This is a genomic window from Vibrio sp. ER1A (assembly GCF_000733315.1).
In the GTDB taxonomy this organism is placed as follows: Bacteria; Pseudomonadota; Gammaproteobacteria; order Enterobacterales; family Vibrionaceae; genus Vibrio; species Vibrio mediterranei.
The window spans coordinates 216,291-239,071 of the sequence record NZ_JPJA01000085.1 but is presented as its reverse complement, the minus strand read 5'-3'; the positions used below and the strand labels follow the sequence as shown (position 1 = coordinate 239,071).

General features: G+C 42.6%; 21 protein-coding genes. 11 read left to right on the top strand and 10 right to left on the bottom strand.

Going from position 1 to position 22,781, the window contains the following annotated elements; genetic code table 11:
* Window positions 1-203 precede the first annotated feature (203 nt).
* The 3 genes from HW45_RS07225 to HW45_RS07215 form a co-directional block, all read right to left on the bottom strand.
* Window positions 204-512, bottom strand: coding sequence for a hypothetical protein (locus tag HW45_RS07225; protein ID WP_038226055.1), 309 nt, complete (start codon window positions 510-512; stop codon window positions 204-206).
* A gap of 211 nt (window positions 513-723) precedes the next feature.
* Window positions 724-2,124 (bottom strand): asparagine--tRNA ligase, encoded by a 1,401-nt coding sequence (asnS, locus tag HW45_RS07220; RefSeq protein ID WP_006073720.1) that lies wholly within the window; start codon window positions 2,122-2,124, stop codon window positions 724-726.
* Between the two features lie 124 nt (window positions 2,125-2,248).
* Window positions 2,249-3,868: a methyl-accepting chemotaxis protein gene (locus HW45_RS07215; RefSeq protein WP_038225872.1), complete on the bottom strand. Its 1,620-nt coding sequence runs from the start codon at window positions 3,866-3,868 to the stop codon at window positions 2,249-2,251.
* Window positions 3,869-4,202: 334 nt separating this feature from the next.
* Between HW45_RS07215 and HW45_RS28335 the strand changes: the two genes are divergently transcribed.
* The 4 genes from HW45_RS28335 to queD are packed head-to-tail and all read left to right on the top strand — an operon-like array spanning window position 4,203 to window position 7,380.
* Window positions 4,203-4,820, top strand: coding sequence for a hypothetical protein (locus tag HW45_RS28335; protein WP_051867857.1), 618 nt, complete (start codon window positions 4,203-4,205; stop codon window positions 4,818-4,820).
* Window positions 4,807-5,832 carry a glycosyltransferase family 2 protein gene (locus HW45_RS07205; RefSeq protein WP_038225870.1) on the top strand — a complete coding sequence of 342 codons (1,026 nt, stop codon included), beginning with the start codon at window positions 4,807-4,809 and terminating at the stop codon, window positions 5,830-5,832. The genes HW45_RS28335 and HW45_RS07205 overlap by 14 nt, the downstream gene beginning before the upstream one ends.
* A complete protein-coding gene (locus HW45_RS07200) occupies window positions 5,825-6,958 on the top strand; it encodes a membrane protein (protein WP_038225867.1) in 1,134 nt (377 codons plus the stop codon). The genes HW45_RS07205 and HW45_RS07200 overlap by 8 nt, the downstream gene beginning before the upstream one ends.
* A gap of 59 nt (window positions 6,959-7,017) precedes the next feature.
* Complete coding sequence (queD, locus tag HW45_RS07195; RefSeq protein WP_006073712.1) at window positions 7,018-7,380, top strand: 6-carboxytetrahydropterin synthase QueD; 363 nt, start codon at window positions 7,018-7,020, stop codon at window positions 7,378-7,380.
* A gap of 81 nt (window positions 7,381-7,461) precedes the next feature.
* Here queD and HW45_RS07190 read toward each other — a convergent pair whose 3' ends face one another.
* The 4 genes from HW45_RS07190 to HW45_RS07175 form a co-directional block, all read right to left on the bottom strand.
* The gene (locus HW45_RS07190) at window positions 7,462-8,823 is read right to left on the bottom strand and encodes an L-serine ammonia-lyase (protein WP_006073710.1); all 1,362 of its coding nucleotides are present in this window, start codon (window positions 8,821-8,823) and stop codon (window positions 7,462-7,464) included.
* A gap of 89 nt (window positions 8,824-8,912) precedes the next feature.
* Window positions 8,913-10,163, bottom strand: coding sequence for an aromatic amino acid transport family protein (locus HW45_RS07185; protein WP_038225865.1), 1,251 nt, complete (start codon window positions 10,161-10,163; stop codon window positions 8,913-8,915).
* A gap of 227 nt (window positions 10,164-10,390) precedes the next feature.
* Window positions 10,391-10,984 carry a CoA pyrophosphatase gene (locus tag HW45_RS07180; RefSeq protein WP_038225863.1) on the bottom strand — a complete coding sequence of 198 codons (594 nt, stop codon included), beginning with the start codon at window positions 10,982-10,984 and terminating at the stop codon, window positions 10,391-10,393.
* An 18-nt stretch (window positions 10,985-11,002) separates the two neighbouring features.
* Window positions 11,003-11,338: an Hpt domain-containing protein gene (locus HW45_RS07175; RefSeq protein WP_038225861.1), complete on the bottom strand. Its 336-nt coding sequence runs from the start codon at window positions 11,336-11,338 to the stop codon at window positions 11,003-11,005.
* 309 nt (window positions 11,339-11,647) lie between these two features.
* On the opposite strand from HW45_RS07175, the gene HW45_RS07170 reads away from it, so the two are divergent.
* Complete coding sequence (locus tag HW45_RS07170) at window positions 11,648-12,517, top strand: sigma-70 family RNA polymerase sigma factor (protein ID WP_038225860.1); 870 nt, start codon at window positions 11,648-11,650, stop codon at window positions 12,515-12,517.
* 14 nt (window positions 12,518-12,531) lie between these two features.
* On the opposite strand, the gene HW45_RS07165 is transcribed toward HW45_RS07170, so the two are convergent.
* On the bottom strand, window positions 12,532-12,912 hold the full coding sequence (locus tag HW45_RS07165) for a hypothetical protein (protein WP_038225857.1): 381 nt from the start codon (window positions 12,910-12,912) through the stop codon (window positions 12,532-12,534).
* 102 nt (window positions 12,913-13,014) lie between these two features.
* Complete coding sequence (locus HW45_RS07160) at window positions 13,015-13,374, bottom strand: hypothetical protein (RefSeq protein WP_038225854.1); 360 nt, start codon at window positions 13,372-13,374, stop codon at window positions 13,015-13,017.
* Between the two features lie 159 nt (window positions 13,375-13,533).
* Between HW45_RS07160 and HW45_RS07155 the strand changes: the two genes are divergently transcribed.
* The 4 genes from HW45_RS07155 to HW45_RS07140 all read left to right on the top strand — a co-directional run bounded on the left by HW45_RS07155 (window position 13,534) and on the right by HW45_RS07140 (window position 19,377).
* On the top strand, window positions 13,534-15,507 hold the full coding sequence (locus HW45_RS07155) for an EAL domain-containing protein (protein ID WP_038225851.1): 1,974 nt from the start codon (window positions 13,534-13,536) through the stop codon (window positions 15,505-15,507).
* Between the two features lie 27 nt (window positions 15,508-15,534).
* On the top strand, window positions 15,535-16,968 hold the full coding sequence (locus tag HW45_RS07150; protein WP_038225848.1) for a hypothetical protein: 1,434 nt from the start codon (window positions 15,535-15,537) through the stop codon (window positions 16,966-16,968).
* A 155-nt stretch (window positions 16,969-17,123) separates the two neighbouring features.
* Window positions 17,124-17,663 (top strand): heme NO-binding domain-containing protein, encoded by a 540-nt coding sequence (locus tag HW45_RS07145; RefSeq protein ID WP_038225847.1) that lies wholly within the window; start codon window positions 17,124-17,126, stop codon window positions 17,661-17,663.
* Between the two features lie 7 nt (window positions 17,664-17,670).
* The gene (locus tag HW45_RS07140) at window positions 17,671-19,377 is read left to right on the top strand and encodes an ATP-binding protein (RefSeq protein WP_038225845.1); all 1,707 of its coding nucleotides are present in this window, start codon (window positions 17,671-17,673) and stop codon (window positions 19,375-19,377) included.
* On the opposite strand, the gene pabB is transcribed toward HW45_RS07140, so the two are convergent.
* Entirely contained in the window at window positions 19,378-20,748 is a 1,371-nt protein-coding gene (gene pabB, locus HW45_RS07135) for an aminodeoxychorismate synthase component I (protein ID WP_038226052.1), read from the bottom strand. It abuts the gene before it with no gap.
* 178 nt (window positions 20,749-20,926) lie between these two features.
* Between pabB and HW45_RS07130 the strand changes: the two genes are divergently transcribed.
* Together HW45_RS07130 and HW45_RS07125 are read left to right on the top strand one after the other, a co-directional pair.
* A complete protein-coding gene (locus HW45_RS07130; protein ID WP_038225844.1) occupies window positions 20,927-22,447 on the top strand; it encodes a fumarate hydratase in 1,521 nt (506 codons plus the stop codon).
* 107 nt (window positions 22,448-22,554) lie between these two features.
* Window positions 22,555-22,740, top strand: coding sequence for a hypothetical protein (locus tag HW45_RS07125; RefSeq protein WP_006073687.1), 186 nt, complete (start codon window positions 22,555-22,557; stop codon window positions 22,738-22,740).
* Window positions 22,741-22,781 lie beyond the last annotated feature (41 nt).

The window sequence follows — 22,781 nt, the reverse complement described above, 5'->3', positions numbered from 1 at the left end:
TAACCTTTATGGATAACTTGACATCATATTGATAATCGAAAATTTGTGGTGTAAAGAATATTTTGGAGAGGTAGATGGATAAAGCCTGAATGCAGACTATGAGGACTTACAATGGAAAGGACGTGTGCTTGAATGAGCTTGAGAAGAACTAACATACCGAGTGACATACTTTCATCGATATGTTAGCTGCTTAATAAGTCGACTTAGTCATCATGACCTTTAAGTTCATGCTCCGATTCAACGGCTTGAGTTTCTAGATCTGGATTTTGCGTTAGTTTATCTTTTAGCCATTCGTTAAGATGTTTAACTATAGCGGTTGTTGCATGCTCTTTTGTTGCGCTTTCATTGTCATCCACTTCTAGCGCTTGTTTTGGGTGCAATCCGGTTTCATCTTCAGCAACATGTAGCCAATCAGGATGCCAGTAGTATGGTTGACCACTTGAAGCTTGCCATTTATGAACGCCGTCTGATTCACCATAGTATTCAATGTCTTTTACTGTAAATTTTCCCATCATGAGACCTCGTTCTATATAAAGTTTACACTCTAAATGTAGTGCTAATAGGATGAATTACCAACTGAATATTCGATTCGAATTTGCAAATTAAGCATTCAATTATCCGCTCTTGAATTGGCATGTGATGAAACAAAAAAAAGACCACCAAAAGCGGTGGTCTTTAAATTGGATTCTATCTCAGCTCGTAAGAGCAAAATGAGTAAGAAAATTAGAAGTTCGCGCTGCGTGGTGCACGTGGGAACGGAATCACATCGCGGATGTTTGCCATGCCAGTCACGTAAGATACTAGACGTTCAAAGCCTAGACCAAATCCTGAATGAGGCACAGTGCCATAGCGACGAAGATCGCGATACCAGCTCATGTGTTCAGGGTCGATACCCATTTCTACCATACGCTTGTCTAGAAGTTCTAGACGTTCTTCACGTTGAGAACCACCGATGATTTCACCAATCCCCGGTGCTAGTACGTCCATAGCCGCTACTGTTTTACCGTCATCGTTCATACGCATGTAGAACGCTTTGATGTCTTTCGGGTAATTCTTAACAACAACTGGCGCGTTGAAGTGCTCTTCCGCTAGGTAGCGCTCGTGCTCAGAAGACATATCGATACCCCATTCAACTGGGAACTCGAACTCTTTACCTGAATCAAGCAGGATTTGAATTGCGTCAGTGTAGTCTACTTGCGCGAAGTCCGATTCTACAAACTTCTCTAAACGGGTAATCGCTTCTTTGTTGATGCGTTGAGCAAAGAACTCAAGATCGTCACGACGTTCTTCTAATACCGCTTTGAACACATATTTCAGCATGTCCTCAGCCAGTTTCGCTGCGTCATCAAGGTCTGCAAACGCGACTTCAGGCTCAACCATCCAGAATTCCGCTAGGTGACGGCTAGTATTTGAGTTTTCAGCACGGAAAGTTGGGCCGAATGTGTACACTTTGCTTAGAGCACAAGCATACGCTTCAGCGTTAAGTTGACCAGATACCGTCAGGAATGTTTCTTTACCGAAGAAATCTTCGTTGAAGTCTACATCACCTTGCTCTGTCAATGGCAGGTTAGCCATATCTAGCGTAGACACGCGGAACATTTCACCAGCACCCTCTGCATCAGAAGCTGTGATAAGTGGTGCAGACATCCAGAAATAGCCTTGCTCGTGATAAAAACGATGAATAGCTTGAGACAGGCAGTTACGTACACGCGCAACAGCACCAATAACATTGGTACGTGGACGCAAGTGAGCAACTTCACGTAGATACTCGATTGAATGACGTGTTTTCGCCATTGGATAAGTATCAGCATCTTCAACCCAACCAACAACCTTAACGTCTGTCGCTGCAAGTTCGAAGTCTTGACCTTTTGCTGGAGACTCTACGATGGTACCTGTTACTTCAACAGAGCAACCTGTTGTTAGCTTCAGTACTTCATTCTCGTAATTATTAAGATTATTAGGGACCACGGCCTGAATCGGGTCGAAACAAGAGCCGTCGTAGATGGCAAGGAAAGAGATTCCAGCTTTGGAATCACGACGTGAACGGATCCAGCCGCGTACAGTGACTTCACTGTCAACAGCTAGCTTACCGCTTAGTACGTCAGTTACAGGCGCGTAAGTCATGTTATTAATCTTCTCCATGGAGGTAACAATACAACCCAATGACTTTGGCTAACATTTAGCCAATTCATTGGGTTGCTACTAAATTTCTTTTCAAAGGGACATATTACCTGTCAATTTTCACGGTTCAACCTTTATTGTGGTTATTCAGCATAAATTGATTCAGTAATGTATCGAGTTGGTGGGAGAGTTGCTGCAAATCCATGCTAATTTGGTGAGTGTGAGTCGCTGAGTCCGAAGCTTCGTTAGCGTGCTCACTAATTACGACGGTTTTTTGACCGACGCTTTCGCTGGTTTCTCGGTTAGCTTGGATTTGCTCTTGCACTTGGCTAGCGATGTCAGTCGTGGCCTCGATTTGAGATACTACGGTTTGCATTTTATCTGCCAGAGCTTGAACCTCATCCGCTCTTTGGTGGGCCGTTTCGGAGACGTTTCGAACCGCTTGAACGGAGTAGCTACTGCCTTGTTGGAATTTAGCAATGATCTCTTCAATATCATTAGTCGCTTGTGTGGTTCTGCTAGCAAGAGAGCGAACCTCATCTGCAACAACAGCAAATCCGCGCCCTTGCTCCCCAGCTCGCGCAGCCTCAATAGCAGCGTTGAGTGCAAGCAAGTTTGTTTGGTCTGCGATTCCTTTGATTGTCGACAGAATTGCTGAGACTTGCTCTGTCTGTTCATTAAGCTCAGAGATATGGGAGGAGACTTGAGTAATATCTTGTACCAATGATTCGATATCGTTACTTGCAGACTGAGCTTCGGTGCTACTCGCCTTTGTCAGTTCACACGTCTCTTGCATCAACTGCGATGCACGTTCGGTTGCGTCACTGACTGTAGCCTGTTGCTGTTTCAGCATCTGCATGTTGGATTCTACTGCTGCGGTTTCATCAAGCTGACGCTTTGCGACAGACTCGTTGCTTTCCGCAATGTCTGTTAGTTTGTCGGCATTTGCGCTGACGGTTTGCGCTGTAGTTTGTACTTTAGTCAGGCTGTCTGAGACTGTGTCCAGAAATGCATTGATGTCATTGGTTAAATCACCGACTTCATCATTTTGTCTTTGCGATAATCTAATGGAGAGATCCTTGCTGCCACTAACACGAGTCATAAATTTGGACGTGGTCTGCACGGGTCCAACAATAAACCGACGAGCAATAAATATCGTTGCTAAGTAACCAAGAAACGCGATGGCGGCCATAATAGCGACAGCAATGGCGGTTCGCTTATTGATTAATCCATTGACTTGATTCAGGTTGTATTCGATGCGAATTGCTCCCAATACTTCGCCTTCTTCTGTCATGTGGCAGGTAACGCAATTTGTACCTCGATAGTTGGTGCTTGCTTCCATTGGCAGGGCAACGACTAGACCACTTCCCCAATCTGCTTTAAACGGTTCTATAACCGTTTCTCCATTGAGGGCACGTTTATCGATGTCATCGACCGCTACTTGGTTTTCTAAACCCTGTCCATAAAGCTTGGAAACAGCATCTCCTCTAAGAACACGAACGTTTTCAATATTCTCCTGAGCTAGTGCTTTATTTCTCAGCGTTTCTTTTTGAGCCATGGTACCTGTGAGCATCATCATGTTTAAGCTATCGAAATAGTTACTTGCTTTGTCATGAAGTTGTTCACTGAGGACTGAATAGATGAGATCCCTTTGTTGGTTATACTGATAAGTTGTCGAGATAATAACCACTGTTCCAAAGACCAATATAAGCGCTATTAAAAGTTTATTTGTAATTGTTAGACGCATAGTTTTTATTGTTAATGATATGGGCTGACAGAGTGAATATTAAGTTAACTTACCGGTGCTCTGGAAGGCATTTATTGGTAAAACCTCGAAAAGCTCATGGTTTTTTATGCAACTAGTCTTGGAATTGAGAAATGAGACAAATATAAGTTGAGTTGGTATATGTCCGTATGAATTTAAATTGGCGGTGAAATAGAAAGCACGGATGAATGGTAGTTTGTATCCTATGCTCAATTATCGGTTAATCAAATCTTAATAAGCTTCTGACTATATGTTGACAGTCTAGTCGTGGTGCAGGAGTAAAACATCATGAAATGTAACTAGTTGTAAATTAATTATGACCGAAAAAAATCTCGAAAACACGACGTCTAGAGGCAATATTAAAGGTAAAAAATGTCGCCTTAGAATAGGTCTAATTGCCATTCTGATTGCGTTGTCTGGCTACTATTTGTGGGTTTTATATTTAGCGGCAACACCTAATGTAACAGTGGGTTATCAAACGTATTACATTGATAAAGCGACGCTTTTTTGGGGCAAGGATAATAACAACTTAGTGCTGCCTTTATCGGGGATTATTGAGCCAGGAGAACAATCCCCGTTTATTAGTCGGGAAGGCTGGAACTACGATTTACACACCGAGCTTGAGCGGAATAAAAACGAAGGTAGGAGACTAGTTCATTCTGGCGGTGTGTATTTTAACTTTGACCAAAATCCATCTCATTCCGTGTATGTAAAAATCGATCTAGCTAAAAGCATTACAGAACCTGTCTACGTTTCTATCGACGGTGAACATAAGACGCGATTGGAGCCTATCGGTCTGTTGTCTCTTGCTGCCACATTGCCCGCAACGAATATCGATGCGGCTCGTCCTATCCAATATATGCAATTTGAAACTCCAGCAAGTTTAACGGTTACCAAAATAACGATTAAGGACGGGGCTGATGAAAAGCAGTAACGAGTTTAGTTTATCCATATTAGTTCCGGTGTTTAATGAAGAAGAGTCGGTTAGACCTTTTATTGAGGCGCTGGATAATGCTCTCAACGGAATGCGTCACCAATTGGATATTGTTTTCGTCAATGATGGTAGCTCTGATCGAACCCGCACGGTTATTGAAGAATTGATAGCCAAAGATAAACGGGTCACCTTAGTCAATTTAGCCCGCAATTTCGGTAAAGAAGCGGCAATGACAGCAGGTCTTGATCATGTTAGAGGTGATGCATGTGTCATTATGGATGTTGACCTTCAAGATCCTCCAGAACTCATATTAGAGTTTGTTAAAGAGTGGCAGACCGGTGAGTGGGACACTATCTATGGCGTGCGCGAAGATAGAAGCAAAGACACATGGATGAAGCGAGTCTCTGCTGGTGGTTTTTATCGAGTCTTCAACTGGCTCGCATCAGAAACAACGTTGCCGGAAAATGCAGGTGACTTCCGTCTGATTGATCGCGTAGTGATAGAGGCAATGCGTCAACTACCGGAGAGAAATCGCTTTATGAAAGGTTTGCTAGCTTGGGGAGCGTTTCGTTCCAAAGGGATTACTTTTAGGCGTCCTGAAAGGCATGCTGGAGAAACCAAATTTAACTACTGGAAATTGTGGAATTTTGCTGTGGACGGTTTACTGAGTTTTACGGCATGGCCACTACGAATATGGGGATTTGTCGGATGTGTGATTTCTCTACTCGCTTTTCTATTTATGCTGAAGATAGTGATTGGCGCAACCTTCTTTGATATTAAGACTCCGGGATATGCCTCAACTATAAGTGTTGTACTTTTCTTAGGTGGTATTCAATTGATCTCGCTTGGCATTATCGGCGGCTATATCAGCAGAATGTATCGAGAGATGAAACAGAGACCAATTTACCTTGTAGAAGGAATATATGGTCAATATGGCAAGGGAAATAGCCCAGAACAACCCCCTCTAACCAGGGTGCAGCAAGCCGAGAAAGTGAGTTCAGTTCATGCATAATCCAAACTCTTCAATAATGCTAACCAAAGATCAATGGATAACACTCTTGCTGGCAGTGATCACTAGTCGTATCGTTTTTGCCGCTTTTGGTTTAATAGGAACGTACTCATTCAACCCTGAAGCGGTCAAGGACGTCGATATTTGGCATCAAATGTGTCGCTTTGACTGTGTATGGTTTAGGCGAATAGCGGAAGATGGCTACGCGCTAGTGCCTAGCTATATGAGGCAAAGTAACGGGGCTAACTGGGCGTTTATGCCCATGTCCCCTTATCTCGCGAAAACGGTGAATTACGTCGTTAATAACATCAATCTGTCATTGGTTTTGGTGTCTAATGTGACCCTCATTGCCGGCACAGCTGCTTTAGTGATGGCATTGAAACAAATGAAACTTAGCAATAATGCGCAAGATACGGCAATATGGTTAATGTGCTTCTCGCCTTATACGGTTTATTCATTAGCGGGCTATTCTGAGCCACTGTATATTGCCTTGGTAGCAGGACTCTTCATTGCTTGTTATCGCCAGAATTGGTTATTGGTCGCTGTATTAGGGATGTTAGCTGCAGTGACTCGAAATCTAGGTGTGATGTTAGTGTTCTCTGTACTCATTATTGGCATCCAGCACTATGGGTTAAGTAGTTTTTATCGATTTAAAACTCGCGGTTTGGCAGTTATTGCGGCGATTTGGATCATCCCATTAGGCTTCTTTACTTACATGGCTTATTTGTACTTCCATATGGGAGATGCATTAGCATTCGGTCATATTCAGGTGGCGTGGGGCAGAACCTTTAGTAATCCGTTTGTTTGGTTGGAATATGGATTTGAAAGAGGTGGTCCAAAGCTCTATCTCACCATTGTTTCTTTACTTGGCTTCGCACTTAACGGCTATCTAATCTACAAAAAACGTTATGCTGAAGCGCTATTTATGTTTATCAACTTAGTGATACCTTTATCATCGGGTGTCAATGCGATGCCGCGTTATATCTTTGGTTTGTATCCTACTTATCTGGCGATTATCTTGCTGCTTGAATCTTACCCAAGAGCAAAAATGCCAGTGCTATTGTGCGGTGCAGCCATGTCGACATTTATATCTATCGGGTTTTTCTCGTCGTCGTTCTTTACGGTATAGCTTGAGATAGAGCTCGGTTTTCAGTAGGATTGCGTGTCATTTTTTAACAGAGATATCCTATGAAAACTGAGTTGTATAAAGAGTTCATGTTCGAAGCTGCACATCATCTTCCGCATGTGCCAGAGGGCCATAAGTGTGGTCGTCTGCATGGACACTCTTTTTTAGTACGTCTCTATGTTGAAGGTGAAGTCGATCCGCATACTGGTTGGGTAGTCGATTTTGCAGAGATCAAAGCAGCATTCAAACCAATTTACGATCGTTTAGACCACTACTACTTGAACGATATTGAGGGATTAGAGAACCCTACCAGTGAAGTACTGGCCAAATGGATTTGGGGGCAGCTTAAGCCTAACCTACCGCTATTAAGTAAAGTAGAGATCAAAGAAACGTGTACTGCAGGTTGTATCTACAAAGGCGAATAAACCGCTAGCTGCTAAACGTTACTATGACCATAAAAAAACCGAAGCTCAGGCTTCGGTTTTTTTGTTATTGGAATTTGTCTATTAGCAAACAACCTTGATTGCCAAACCACCTTGAGAGGTTTCACGGTATTTAGCATTCATGTCTTTACCCGTTTCAAGCATAGTTTCAATAACTTTATCCAATGACACACGAGGTGCAGAAGCACGGCGAAGCGCCATTCGAGTTGAGTTAATAGCCTTAACCGCTGCAATACCATTACGCTCGATACAAGGTACTTGAACTTGTCCAGCAACTGGGTCACAAGTTAGACCGAGGTTGTGTTCCATTGCGATTTCAGCTGCCATACAAACTTGTTCAGGGCTTCCACCCATTAGTTCAGCAAGACCTGCGGCCGCCATAGAACAAGCAACACCAACTTCACCCTGACAACCTACCTCTGCACCAGAAATCGATGCATTTTGTTTGTACAATCCACCAATTGCGCCCGATGCAGCGAAGTAGCGGATGTAGTCTTTTTCAGTTACGGTTTGGATAAACTTGTCGTAGTAAGCAAGTACCGCTGGAATGATGCCACAAGCACCATTGGTTGGAGCGGTAACTACGCGACCACCTGCTGCGTTTTCTTCGTTTACAGCAAAAGCAAACATGTTCACCCAATCAACTACCGACATCGGGTCAGTTGTGGTTTTTTCTGATGTGATCAATTGTTGGCGAAGTGCTGCTGCACGACGTGGAACACGCAGTGGACCAGGCAGAATGCCTTCAGTGCTCATGCCGCGTTCCATACACTCACGCATTGTTTTCCAAATATTAGCGAAGTACGTACGAGTCTCTTCATCTGAGTGTACAGCGTGCTCATTAGCCATAACCAGTGTGCTGATTGATAGGCCATTTTCTTTACACAGCTCTACGAGTTCTTCCGCTGAGTTGAACTCATAAGGAGCTTTTAATGCTGATACTTCTTCTTTTCCGAAGTGCTCTTCATCAACAATAAAGCCGCCACCAATAGAGTAGTAAGTTTTTGAATACGCTTTTTCGTCATCGATCCAAGCGTGGATCTGCATGCCGTTTTCGTGAAGCTCTAAATTAGTGGAGTGGAAATTCATGCCGCCGTCACGAGGAAATGAAACGGTGTGACAGTGCATGCCAACTGGAAGACGCTCTGTTTCTTCAACACGGGCAATGAAACTTGGGATGGAATCGATGTCGACTTTTTCTGGTGAGTTACCAGCCAAACCCATAATGATTGCGATATCTGTGTGGTGACCTTTCCCTGTCAGTGATAGTGATCCATAAACATCTACAGTGATCTTGGTGATGTCTCTTAGCTTACCCATTGAACGTAGGTCGTCGATGAACTCTTTACCAGCTTTCATCGGGCCTACGGTGTGAGAGCTTGAAGGTCCAACACCAATTTTGTAGATATCAAAAACACTGATCATACTGATTTACCTCTAGAAAAGCCCCCAAAGTACATGGAGGCTAATATTATCGTTATTGTTTAACCGAGATGTTCAACTGACGAAGTCAATTAAAAAGCGCCGTAGATTACAGAAGTAATCGCTGCAATACCACAGATTGCTGTAAAGATTTGTACAGGTGCTGAAGTTTGGAACTTAGCCATAGCCGGTACTTTCTTCATTGCGTATACAGGCATTAGGAATAGGATTGCCGCAATCATTGGCGCGCCCATTGTTTCAATCATGCCTAGGATGCTTGGGTTGATGATAGAAACAATCCAAGTAGTAATAACGATAAATAGTAGAGATGCTTTCTCGATCTTAGAAACTGGTGCTTTAGAACGAGACTTACCTAGACCTACAAGACCTTCGTGTGCACCTAGGAAGTGACCAAAGTAGCTTGAAGTGATTGCGGCGAACGCAACAACAGGACCAAGGATAGAAATCAGTGGAGACTCGTGAACGTTAGCTAAGTAAGAAAGAACAGAAATGTTTTGCTCTTGTGCAATCGCTAGTTGCTCTGGAGATAGAGATAGAACAACAGAAAATACGAAGAACATTACAAAACCCATTAGCATCATCGCTGCACCGCCAGTGATCATGTCAGTCTTCTTAACTGCATCTTCACCGTATACACGACGCTGTTCTTTAGAGAACTGGCTGATAATTGGGCTGTGGTTGAAAGAGAAAACAATGATTGGAATTGCTAGCCAGATAACTGCTGGCATTGAACCCCAGTCAGGGCTAACGCTCATCATTGAAGTATTCCAATCTGGGATTAGGTATACAGATAGAGCAAGTAGGATGAATACTAGTGGGTAAACCATCGCGGAAGTCGCTTTCAGCATAAGCTCTTTCCCGAATACTACACCACAAGTCATTGCTGCAATCAGACAGCCTGAAAGCAACCAGCGTGGGATAGATTCCATACCCATTTGGTTCACTAGGAATGAATCAACTGTGTTTGTGATACCTACACCGTAGATTAGAACGATTGGATAGATAGCGAAGAAGTATGCAAAAGTGATGAGGTTCGCACCAGTTTTACCAAAGTGTTCTTCTACTGTGTCGGTAATATCCGCTTCTGGGTTCTTAGCAGAAAGAACGAAGCGAGCTAAGCTTTTGTGTGCAAACCAAGTCATTGGTGCTGCAATTAGGGCTAGGATAACTAATGGCCAAAAACCGCCAGCACCTGCTTTGATTGGAAGGAAAAGTACACCAGCACCAACCGCTGTACCGAATAGAGAAAGAGCCCAGGTGAAATCCTTATAGGTCCACTTAGACGAAGAACGGCTAGTTGCCGTAGTAGTTGTGGTAGTCATAGTTTGTTACTCATTTTGGGAACAGGAAATAAGTCGGGGGCATTTTGCATGCTTTTCTCACGTGAAAATTAGATCTAGGTCATGATTTGTAGCGGGATATTGATACTAATGATGGATTCGTTATTTGGGTCACGTTTTTTACGTGCCAGAGATTAGATTGACTATTGCGATGCATTAGTAAAACTAATGCTAAATAACGCAATCGATTGGCTGGTGTTGGTGGTCTGTTAACTAAGTTGCAGCTGTGTTTGTAAACTTTCAATTATTTGTGCGGTCACGCCCCAGATGAAGTGCTCTTTATATGGAATAGAGAGAACGCGGTGTGATTTTCCACGCACAATAAACTGCATTGCTGACATGTTTTCTGGGTGAGCGAGAAACTCAAGTGGTACCTCAAATAGAAAATCCACTTCATTAGCATCTATCGATGGGCGGTAATTACTGTCCACAAATGCAAGAACGGGTGTCACGTTAAACTGGGTAACGGTGACCAAGCGAGGGAGATGACCGATGACGGATACTTCGTCATAGCGCACGCCTATTTCCTCTTCAGCCTCGCGAAGAGCTGTGAAGGTTGCGTTTAGGTCATCTGCTTCAACTTTTCCTCCCGGAAAACTAATTTGTCCCGGATGATGCTTCAAATGGCTTGCGCGTTTCGTCAATATGACATGAAGACGCTGATTTCTTTCAACTAAGCCGATAAGAACGCTCGCTTCCCTGAGCGCTGATTTATCAAGATGTTCCGTCCTCAATTTAGAACCAGCATGATAGTCCGCTAACTGATGTAACTGAAATCGTTCTAAAAATTCGTGCTTAGTCATTGGTGCCTTACTGCTTAGTTATACGGCGGAAGCGAGATATTCGTTGATTTGTCCCTTGATAACATCGAGCTCCTGAACAACAAACTGAATATCTTCGCTGTTAGGAGCATCACTGTTTCTGGTTAAACCTTCTATAGCTTCGAGTTTTTCGACGGCCTTAGTTTCCCCAAAACTAGCTAGTATGCCTTTCAACGAATGGGCGGTAATAAATAACTCACTCCAATTTTGTTCGTTGAACAAGGTTTGGATTTTTTCCGCACCATCTTCGTGTTCTTCGATAAAAGCCATGAATACAGCGGCGATGATATCGTCGTCATTATCCATGTAGCCGCGCAAGACCTCAAAATCTATCATTGTAGCGTCCCTGTTGTCGTAAAGAATGAATAAGTGGTGTTCTTCAGTAGATTACCTACCAACTTCAGATAGTTACAAAAATAGTATAGTTCATAGAAAATTAAAATCTGCAGAAATAAGAGATCTAAACTTGAATGACCACAAAACCAAATTTCTAATACTTTTCTACTATTTTTAAGGAAATTATGCTTATTCGATAGGACTAAATTTTGATGCATAGCATAAACGCGTCTATGCTTATTCGTGCGACTTAGATCACATCAATAATAATTAATTGGCTAGGAGCAGCGCCATACAAAGGAGCTAATCATGAGCACAAGGACAGAAAGGCTTAGCAAACAATATGAAGAGCGTGGTTCGGACTTCTATTCAAAATATATCCATGACGTTGTGGGTATTGACTTGCTATCACCGGAACAAGAGTATCACTATGCGACGTTAGCGCGCAGAGGTGACAAGGCTGCTCGAGACGTTTTAATCGAATCCAATTTACGTTTAGTTGTGAAAATTGCCAGAAATTATACGAAGAGGGGGCTGAGTAATCATACTATTCTTGATCTCATCGAAGAAGGCAATTTAGGACTGATTAAAGCAATTGATAAATTTGAACCCGAGAAAGGATTTCGTTTTAGTACCTACGCAGTTTGGTGGATTCGAGAGAGTATTGAATCGTCGTTGATGAACACAGGACGAACAGTTCGCTTACCCGTGCATGTTATCAAGGAAATCAATCGACTGTCGAAACAGACAAATGAGATTATTGCCGACCTTCAACGTCCTCCTTCAGTGAAGGAGATTGCTGATAAAACGCTGAAATCTCAGGCACAAGTGAGTGACTTGATCCATATGAGCGGATTTATAGAATCCAGTTCGTCAGTTGACACTATAGATAAAGAGTTTCAAAGTTTAGAAACTTGTCGTTCTGAAGCTATCCCAGAACCTTATGACTTATGCCACAATGAAAAATTGTTGAAGAGTCTGGAAAGCGTCGTACTTTCTCTGCCAGAAAAATACCGTGATATTGTGATTCACCGCTTTGGTTTATTTGGCAAGGAAGTACTTACACTGGATAATCTGGGAGAAATGTTTGGACTGTCGAAAGAGCGAGTTCGTCAGTTGCAGCAAGAAGGGATTCAAAAATTACAGAACAAACTAAAATTTGATGGCTGGATCAACTAGTTCAAGTAACATAGTTAGTGAATCTTTAAATCATTTTCTACTTGATTTAATAAGAGCGTTAATCTCGCTTTGGAGCTTGATGGCTTCATTGTCGTCATTAAACGTTTGAACGCGGCTCTATATACTTGATTCTTGATAACAAGCATCAGAGTCGTTTCTAACTTTTTCAAACGAGCCGCACTCTCGCAAGTGTCAAATGAAAGTTCATCGAATTTGCTGGATAGACTTGATTTGTGCTTTTCAAAGCAAGGCGCATATCCTGATAGGTACCAAGCTTCGACCATTTCCCTAACTTCTATTTCTTCGAGTGGTAATTCACTTTCGGTAAAGTCCACTCGCTCAGGAAGTGATTGGTTATACTCCGTATCGAAAATATCGTTTATATACTTATACATACCTATCTACGGTAGCAGTATGGCTAACGTCCGCTATCTATTGACAATATTAAATATAATCTAGCTAAATGAAAATTAAAAGCAATTCCATTTGATAATTGATTAATCCTGTGACTTTACGCCTACATGTTTTGTTAGCAAGTATTCCAGGTAGGCTTTCTCAATTGAACCAAACCGCCACAATGAGGCAACCCGCTTTGCTGCGAAGTAGTAGGCTTTGTGTTTGAGCAATGTGTTCAAGATGAGACTAAGCCGAGAAAAGTTGTTGGCGTGCCTCCAGAAGTCTAATTTCGACTTTTTAGCAGTTTGAAACGGCCCCAAGCCAGTATCAATCCAACATCGAAGTATTTCTCTTATTTCGAGCTCTTCCTCCGGAATATCGCCGCTCACCAATTGTACTTGAAGAGGAGGCGTTATCCGATATTGCTCATCGTACACGTCATTGACATAAACGTACTGCATGACTTGCTCCTTTTCTCTCAAATCTAGTGAACAAGCTAGGAACAAATTTGGTGTATTCAACTTTTAATTCATCCCCTAAGTTAACTTGATTTCATATTCCTATTACCTAGTTTACTTTTGAACACGTTGTTGGCAGATAACTATAAAAGTGAGAAGCGAATGCTTTCTACCATGCATGACGAAAAGAAAACTTTTTGGTCGGAAGATCTCTCTGAGATTACCTCGGTAATTTCTAAAGGAGAGTTCTGGCAGAAGGTTTTGCATTGTGAGACAAAACGAACCACAGTGCAGCCACCATCAATTGATTATATAAACCAAATTCTATTGTTGATTAGGGATGTCCAGTTCAATGGTCTACCTGCGGCCGTTCCCATTGCCCTTGAGACTACCTCAGAAGACTTGTTTATTGTTAAGTTCGAAATCTATCTAATTTTGGACAATAAAGTAAAAGGAAGTGTTGAGCTTCTATCTCAATCTCAAGCCCAAATCAACTTATTTTCCATGATTGAACACTTGCTCGACGACCCGCATCGAGGCGTGTTGGTGACCGATCAAAACCACAATGTGCTCTTCACAAACAACCGATTGTGCTACGAGCACAATATTTCTCCTATCAGCGTTTTGGGCAGAAACATAGCGGATATTCAACTGCTGCAAAGTGATGCTAACCATATGGACGTATTCAAAGGAAGAATATCTCTAACCAATCGATGGCAAGGAGCCGTTATTACCCGAGCGAGAGACTCTCAAGTTCGGCTAGAAACAATCAGTGTAAAGAAAATTGAGTTGTCTGATGGTAAACATATTTTTGTCTACATTTTCTTCGGTGAAAACTTCTCTGAAAATACGGCCAACAGCTCGGTAAATACGAACTTTCGGGAAGAGACAGCACAGGATGAAGCGTCTTTTAGAAAAAGTGCAGCAGAGCTGTCAAAGAAGAATGGCAAGCATATAGTGATCAGCTTTAAGCCTCATTTCTACAGTGAGTTGGAAAAAGAATCACGTGGCAAGGTCCTCGCAGCATTGAAGTCGTCACACGATAAAGCAAGTTCCGGCTATTTAGGGCGCAATACTTTCGTAGCACTGGTAAAAATACGTGAAAGTGATGTTGAAGACTTGGCCACTATTAACATGTGTATCAAGCAGTTTTTTAAGGGTATGCGTAAGTACTTGGATGACCATTTAGTGAATGATATTGCTGATGGTCAAGTTGGCGTTGCCCTTCATGGCTTTAATGGTTGCGGTATTGACGAAGTGATATCCCAGTCGGTACAAGCGATGTTTGTCCATGATTCTAAAGTAAGTAGCGTCAATTTCTATGATGAAAAACTGGTTCAAGGCAATATACGCAGAAAGCGCTTGGAGCAGCTACTGATTGACGCGATCCGCAATAAGTCCATTGACGTCAACTTTCAACCAATAGTTGATACCCATACTGGAGAGATCGTAAAACTGGAGGCGCTGTGTCGATTTCGCTTTCAGGATATGTCTTACACGGTTCAAGAGATGATACACCTAGCAGAAGAGCTTAATCTGATATCGGCTCTTGATTTGATGGTGGCAGAGCGGGCGATTGAAGAATTTGTGGGTATTACTTCTGGTATCTCTAAAAAGCTCTCGTTGTCACTAAATTGTTCAATTGCCGAATCAGGCCAGCCTTCGATTCATTTAGCGGAGTTATTTGAACTTATTCAGCGTTCGCCAGTAGCCAATGATGACGTGACTATTGAAATTACAGAAACTGCCTATTTCGAAAATAATGCCTATAACGCCAACTTGCTAGAGACAATTCGTTCAGCTGGAATCAAGATAGCGGTTGATGACTTTGGTACGGGTAGCTCGTCATTCTCTTACTTTAACGACTTTCATTTTGATGAACTTAAAATCGATCGCAAGTTCATTACCAATATCAATGAGGTTAAGCAGAAATACTTTGCCGTGAATATGCTACGTCAGCTCTCACACGACTTAAATATTAAAGTTGTTGCTGAAGGTGTAGAAAAAGTGTCGGAGTTGGAGACGTTAAAGTCCATTGATGTGGACTATATCCAGGGCTACTTCTTTTATCGTCCCTTGTCATCAAGTCAGGTACGAGACGTTCTTAAGTATGCTTCTGACACTAAGCGACACTAAATTTTCCCAGACTTACTAGAGTATGTGATGAGTGTAGATAGCTATCGACATCAAGTTGTTGAGTTCCAATCTGGTTTACTCGTTTTTTCGCGAGATTACCTCGTTGAGCATGTTGAAAAGCTCAATGGCTTATCGCCTGAGCAAGTACTGTGTGAAAGTAGTGAAGGGATCTTTAGGGATTATGGTAATGGAGTTTATGCTTACTTACCGAAGAAGGAATTCGGTGGAGTGTTGTCACTTCGATGCCTGATAGAAGGAGTGCCACTGCAAGTGCAATGTAATCTACTATCAGAGCCCCATATTGTTGTCCCTGAACAATTTCAACTAATGCGACCTGAGAATAGCCCCATTGGTTACTCAATCCTTTCGGATGGAACCATCGCTATCAGTCGAGATGCGCTTGTCCATCTTGTGAATGAGAAACTTGGCCAGACAGAGGGGGGGAGTCCTAGAAATGCAATCGAAGTTAGAACAGTCTCAACCGACACGGTAAACTATCAATGCAAACTGACCAAGGAGTTTTGTTTCGTTTCATCACCGCATCCGCATTCGATAAACAGTGCTCAGCCCTTGTCTTGTGTTCTCATCGTCGAAGCGTTCAATCTATCTAATGAACAGCGTTTTGAGCTAGTCCTAACTCTTGATTTTACTCTGTTAAAGAACTTAATAGTCAAAACAGAAAATACTATGCATTCAAGAAATGCGTTAGAGCAGATAGATCTAGTTGGCTCTCCTTCGCAATTTGCAAGTCCGATAGTCTACGCCGACTCTGTATATTCGTTTTCCAACGAGAGCTACTTACGTCGCTTGCCAGATGGGTCTTTCAGTCAACCAAAGAGTGAGCCCAAGGGATATATTTATTTGTTGTCTGACGCGGTGGAATATATTGCGACTGGAATTTTCATAACACACATGCAAGCAGTGCCGATGCAAACGAGCCTGAAAGCGTCGAACAAATGGTGTGACATTGAAGTCAATAAAAGGGATTTGATCTCCACCTCTGTGAGCAATCAATGTGCAAAATCCCTTCACCAGTTAGTATTCGAGCACTCTGATTTGGTTCAAGTAAAGTCAGAAAGCGAAGGGGACTTGACGTTGTCTTCTGTCAATCGTAGTAAAGGCCTCGGCAAACTTTCCCTCTCTGGCGAGGATGGAGATAGTAGTGACGGCTATTTAACTTTTGATCTGATCTTTATGCCCAACCTAATTTTCGATAATTGTATTCAAACTAAAACTGGTAACTATTGGGAAGTGTCGACTCGAGAGATTAAAGCCCTTTTGAGTAGGCGAGTTCATAAACGTATCGCACATATCGATGTTAATTGTAGTGATGGGTTAGTCACAGCAAACAATATGCACACCTTTACGTTATGGGCTGTGAACCGCAAAGCGCAAACACAGCTGAATTTAACATTGAGTTTTGATGATGGAACATTAGGTTTTTCATCAATCACTATTTAACTAGGTTATTGATTGTGAACACGATTAACTTGGATTTAGTTTGAATAATGTCCTAGAACTTAATAAAGGGAATGAAATACTCATCGAGTCTAGCAAAGATAAGACTCAATATCGGCAAGAGAGAATTTTACCTCTCAATCTTGGGGAGATTGGCTATGAAAGGAATCATTTTTACCGAATTTATGGAGCTCGTTGAAGAAAAGTTCGGTTTAGACGTGTTGGACGAAGTACTTGAAATGTCGGGAGATGAAGGTGTTTATACCGCAGTAGGTAGCTACGATCATCGAGACCTAGTAAAGCTTATTGTTAACCTAAGTAAAAAGACAGATATTGCACCTGACACACTACAGCAGGTGTTTGGACAAACAGTGTTCAAGGCGTTACTCGACTCTATACCTGAAAGCGCCAGTATTGGCCAAAGTGCTTCAACATTTCAATTTATTCGCCATGTAGAGGATTACATTCATGTTGAGGTGAAAAAACTCTATGCTGATGCAGAACCTCCAAAATTTCATTTCATTAGTGAGACAGAAACTGAAATGGTTATGGACTATCAAAGCGCTCGTTGTATGTCTAACGTATGCTTGGGTTTAATTGAAGGCTGCGCCACCCATTTTGGAGAAACATTGGATGTCAAAATGAGCCCTCAAACAGAAGACGGAAGCGTCGTTCGGTTTAGTCTATCTTTAGTGTAAAGAAATAATGACAAGTAGTTCAGCGATTGAAAGAAAGCTTAAACGTGAGATAGCTGCGAGGAAAGCGGCTGAGAGTTTGCTTGAGGCAAAGAGTTTAGAATTGTTTAACGCTAACCAACAATTAGAGGTAGCGTTGAAGCAGGTTGAGCAGCGTTCTGAAGCAAGCTTTAAGCGACTTGAATTTCAACAGCACATTGAACGTATTCTTATTCATTTTGGAAGGACCTTTCTGCGCAGTAACCTTGATGATGTGTTGCTCTCAGATTTGATCAAGCAACTAAGTGAAGCCGCTGAGGGCATCTGTTATCACATTGAGCTGACTGATGATTTGATTCCTACGCTCACCAATAATCGCTTCAAATCGTCAATTCAGAACGATGAAGACAGTGATATTCCGATGTTGAAAGCTTCTATTCCGATTCAAGTGGAACAGAAAAACGTTGGAAAACTGGAAGTAAGGCTCGTCGGGGAAGATTTTGACCTCGCGTTTATTGAGAGCCAAATGTCGTTGGTTTGTGAGCTGTTATCGAGTTCGATTACACGGCAACTGATTAACCTTAGATTAGTTAAGTCGAAAGAGCGTGCCGAAGCGTCTGAGCGTTCTACCCGTGAATTTCTTACAATGATCAATCATGAGTTAAGAACGCCACTAAATGGGTTACTCGGTAGTGTTGAACTGCTTGCTGATACTGATTTAAAAGGAGCTCAACAGGAGTTGCACACTAACTTGAGTCAATCAGGTCAATTACTCAGGTCGATCATCAATGATTTGCTGGACTTTAGTAAAATTGATGCTGGTATGTTGGAGTTAATAGATTCTACGTTCAAGTGGACCAATCTTCAGTCAACGTTGTGCAGCATCTTTGAACATAAAGCAGCAGAGAAGCAAATTGGATTCACTGTTTGCTCGGAGGGGTTCGAAAATAAGAGACTAAAAGGTGACCTAGAACGTCTGACTCAGATATTTGTAAACCTTATTGGTAATGCGATCAAGTTTACCGATGAAGGTAGTGTTAAGGTCACCGTAAGCTTAAAAGACAAAGGGTTTGACTTTTCAGTGGTCGATACCGGAATTGGTATTAGCCGATCAGCTCAAAAGAAACTGTTTCAACCTTTTACTCAAGCAGATCGTTCGAGTTCACGAAATTACGAAGGTACTGGTTTGGGTTTAGCCATTTGTAAAAGGCTTGTTGAGCTAATGGGTGGCTCTATCTCACTCAAAAGTGAAGTAGGGGAAGGAACGACTTTCTTTGGCTTTTTGCCAGTAGGTATTGAAGAAGTAGATGAGAAGGAACGCGTGCAACAAAATCTCGATATCATCGCGCAAGACTTCTCAGCACTCAAAGTGCTTGTCGTTGATGACATCAAAATGAATCAGGTCGTGATTACCAAAATGCTGAGCAAAGTCGGTATCACACCTGATCTTGCTGTTAATGGCCTTGAAGCGGTTGAACATGCGACCAATCAGCAATACGACATCATATTTATGGATTGTAGAATGCCAGTGATGGATGGATTTGAAGCAACGAAACGACTACGAGATGCAAGTTACGCTAAACCCATCGTGGCGCTAACCGCAGGCACAACACGAGAAGAACGACAAACTTGTTATGATGTGGGTATGGACGATATCCTATCCAAACCTTATACCGCAAAAGACTTGACCCTCACACTCTCTAAATGGGGGCCAAGCTCTGGTTTAGATGCGCTCTGACTAGAGGTTGCCAAGGGTTGGCAAAATTCTACCTAATTTATCGAAGGTTTCTTGATACTCTGCATCACATTCGCTATCGGCGACGATACCGCCACCGGCCCAAGCATAGATTTTACCTTGTTTTGCGATGAGTGTTCGAATGGTAATGCTGGTGTCCATAACGCCATGAGCACTGATGTAGCCAATGCTACCGCAATATACACTGCGAGTGTGAGGTTCTAGTTCCTCAATGATTTCCATGGCTCGTATTTTAGGTGCGCCAGTTATTGAACCTCCGGGGAAACAAGCTCTAAGAAGGTCTGTAGCGCAGTATTCTGGAGCTAACTCGCCAGTTACCGTACTTACCAAGTGATGAACTGCAGGGAAGCTTTCGATATCAAAAAGCTTAGGCACTTTAACACTGCCTGGAGTTGCTACTCGTCCGATATCATTGCGGAGCAAATCCACAATCATCAAATTTTCTGCCTGATCTTTGGTCGCTGCTTTTAGCTCTTTTGCGTACGCTTTATCTTGTTCCACATCGACTGATCTTGGTCGAGTACCTTTAATTGGTTTGGTTTCAATACAGTTTTGATGAAGCTGTAAGAAACGCTCAGGGGAAACACTGATTATCGCGCTATCGTTGGTTCGGATAAAGGCACTAAACGGTGCTTGATTCTGGTTGTCCAACAGATTAAATGCCTGCCACTCACTACCAGTATATTGAGCTTGGTGTCGTTGCGCTAAGTTAATCTGATAGCAGTCTCCAGCAGAGAGGTAGTTTTGTACTGAAAGAAATTTGTCTTGGTACTGTTGCTTGGTCATGTTGGACTGCCAATTCGACACCAACGTAAACGGATTCTCTTGAAGGGAGACTTGGCGCTCTAACCATTGCTTATGAAATTCAGGGTTGCTACCTACGATGGCAGCTCGTTGTTCTTGATGGTCAACGACTAATGCCCAATCGTAAATACCAATAGACATATCGGCGGCTTGGATGTCGTTTTCTGCTTTTATTGGCAGACGTTCCACTCTGCGTCCTAGATCATACGCAAAGTATCCAACCGCACCTCCAATGAATGGCCAGTTGGTAGAATCTTTTCTGAAGCCAACCAAGGTCTCTATCAAATCGTTAACGATGGCAAATGGATCTTGGTCACTTTCTGACACTTCGTCTCCAACCATAATCTTGGTGATAGCCCCAAACGTTTCGACGGTTGCGACCGGTTGAGAAACCAAAATATCAAATCGGCTGTTCTCATGACTGGCGTCTGACGATTTCAGTAGCATTGACCAAGGAAGTTGCTCAATCTCAGCAAACTTGTCTCGGGCTAGGTCTTGGTAATAAGGAAGGTCAACGAATTGAATAGATAGTCTTTCTTTTGTGTTCATTTGCTTAAATTGTGACAGAAACGTTGTCGCACTCATGGCGCATAGTGGAAAGCAAGAGTATCATATTTTCACAATAAAAAGTCGGACAATTATCCCTGAAATTACTGCGGGTTAAGGCGTGGTACAGGTTCAAAGAAAGTTCGTAATTCTGGAAGCTAAAATTATAAAGAGGTATTCAATGGCGGTTATTCGTAAAGAAGATGTGATCAGTAGTGTTGCTGATGCATTGCAATACATCTCGTATTACCATCCCCTCGACTTTGTTCAAGCCCTAGATAAAGCTTATCAAAAGGAAGAAAGCCAAGCGGCAAAAGATGCCATCGCGCAAATTCTCATTAACTCGCGCATGTCCGCAGAAGGTCATCGACCAATTTGCCAAGATACAGGTATCGTTACCTGCTTTGTGAACATTGGTATGAATGTCCAATGGGACTCTGATCTAACTGTTCAAGAGATGATCGATGAAGGCGTTCGTCAAGGTTATACCAACCCTGATAACCCGTTGCGTGCATCTGTGCTAAAAGATCCAGCAGGTAAGCGTATTAACACCAAAGACAATACGCCAGCTGTGGTTCATATCAATATGGTGCCAGGGGATAAAGTTGAAATTCAAATCGCAGCGAAAGGCGGCGGTTCTGAAAACAAAACCAAAATGGTCATGCTTAATCCATCTGACGACATCGCAGAATGGGTAGAGAAAACCTTACCTACTATGGGGGCAGGTTGGTGTCCACCAGGTATGTTGGGTATAGGTATTGGCGGTACGGCTGAGAAAGCGGCAGTACTTGCAAAAGAATCTTTGATGGAGCATATCGATATTCAAGAGCTTATCGAACGTGGTCCTTCTAATGCAGAAGAAGAGCTTCGCCTTGATATCTTTAACCGTGTCAACAAACTGGGCATTGGTGCTCAGGGTTTGGGCGGCTTAACGACCGTTGTCGATGTTAAAATCAAAACCGCACCAACTCACGCAGCTTCTAAGCCTGTGTGTATGATTCCAAACTGTGCAGCAACCCGTCACGTTCACTTCACTCTCGATGGAACCGGCCCAGCAGAGCTTACGCCACCAAAATTGGAAGAGTGGCCAGATATTACATGGGAAGCTGGCGAAAATACTCGTCGAGTGAATCTTGACACTATCACCAAAGAAGACGTTCAAGAGTGGAAAACAGGTGAGACTCTATTGCTCTCTGGGAAAATTCTGACAGGTCGTGATGCAGCGCACAAACGTATTCAAGGGATGTTGGAGAGTGGTGAAGGTTTGCCAAAAGGTGTCGACTTTAAAGGCAAATTTATCTACTACGTCGGTCCAGTAGACGCCGTTGGCGATGAAGCAGTAGGACCGGCTGGCCCAACAACATCAACTCGTATGGATAAATTTACTGACATGATGCTGTCTGAAACTGGACTAACTGGCATGATTGGTAAAGCGGAGCGTGGTCCTGCGGCGATTGAGTCTATCAAAGAGCACAAGGCTGTGTACTTAATGGCTGTTGGCGGTGCGGCATATTTGGTAGCTAAGGCGATTAAGAAAGCCAAAGTGGTTGCTTTTGAAGACTTAGGTATGGAAGCTATTTACGAGTTTGAAGTAGAAGATATGCCTGTGACGGTCGCGGTAGATTCAAGCGGAGCGAATGCTCACCAAATTGGTCCAGATACGTGGAAAGTTAAGATAGCGGAAGCAGAAAAAGTTTCTTAATCCGCTTAGAAAAAGTGGGTGTGTGAACGCATACTCACTTTTTTTTATCTATAATTCAGGCGTATACTAAAAAACATACTAGAAAAAGAACCAAGGAGAGAGCAACAATGCCTCGATTCATACAAATATTACAAATTGCGTTATTGCTAGTAGTGGGATTTTTCGTTGGCTACGATTTAATACTGCACGGTATCAGCATCTTTAATGAAAAATACGTCACCATGGCTTGTGTGCTGACGGTTCTGTTGGAAATCGCACTGTTCGTCATTTATAAGTTAATTGAAGACGATTAGGACGCTCTCAAAGTTTCACGTAAACCCCTGAATATTTTCAG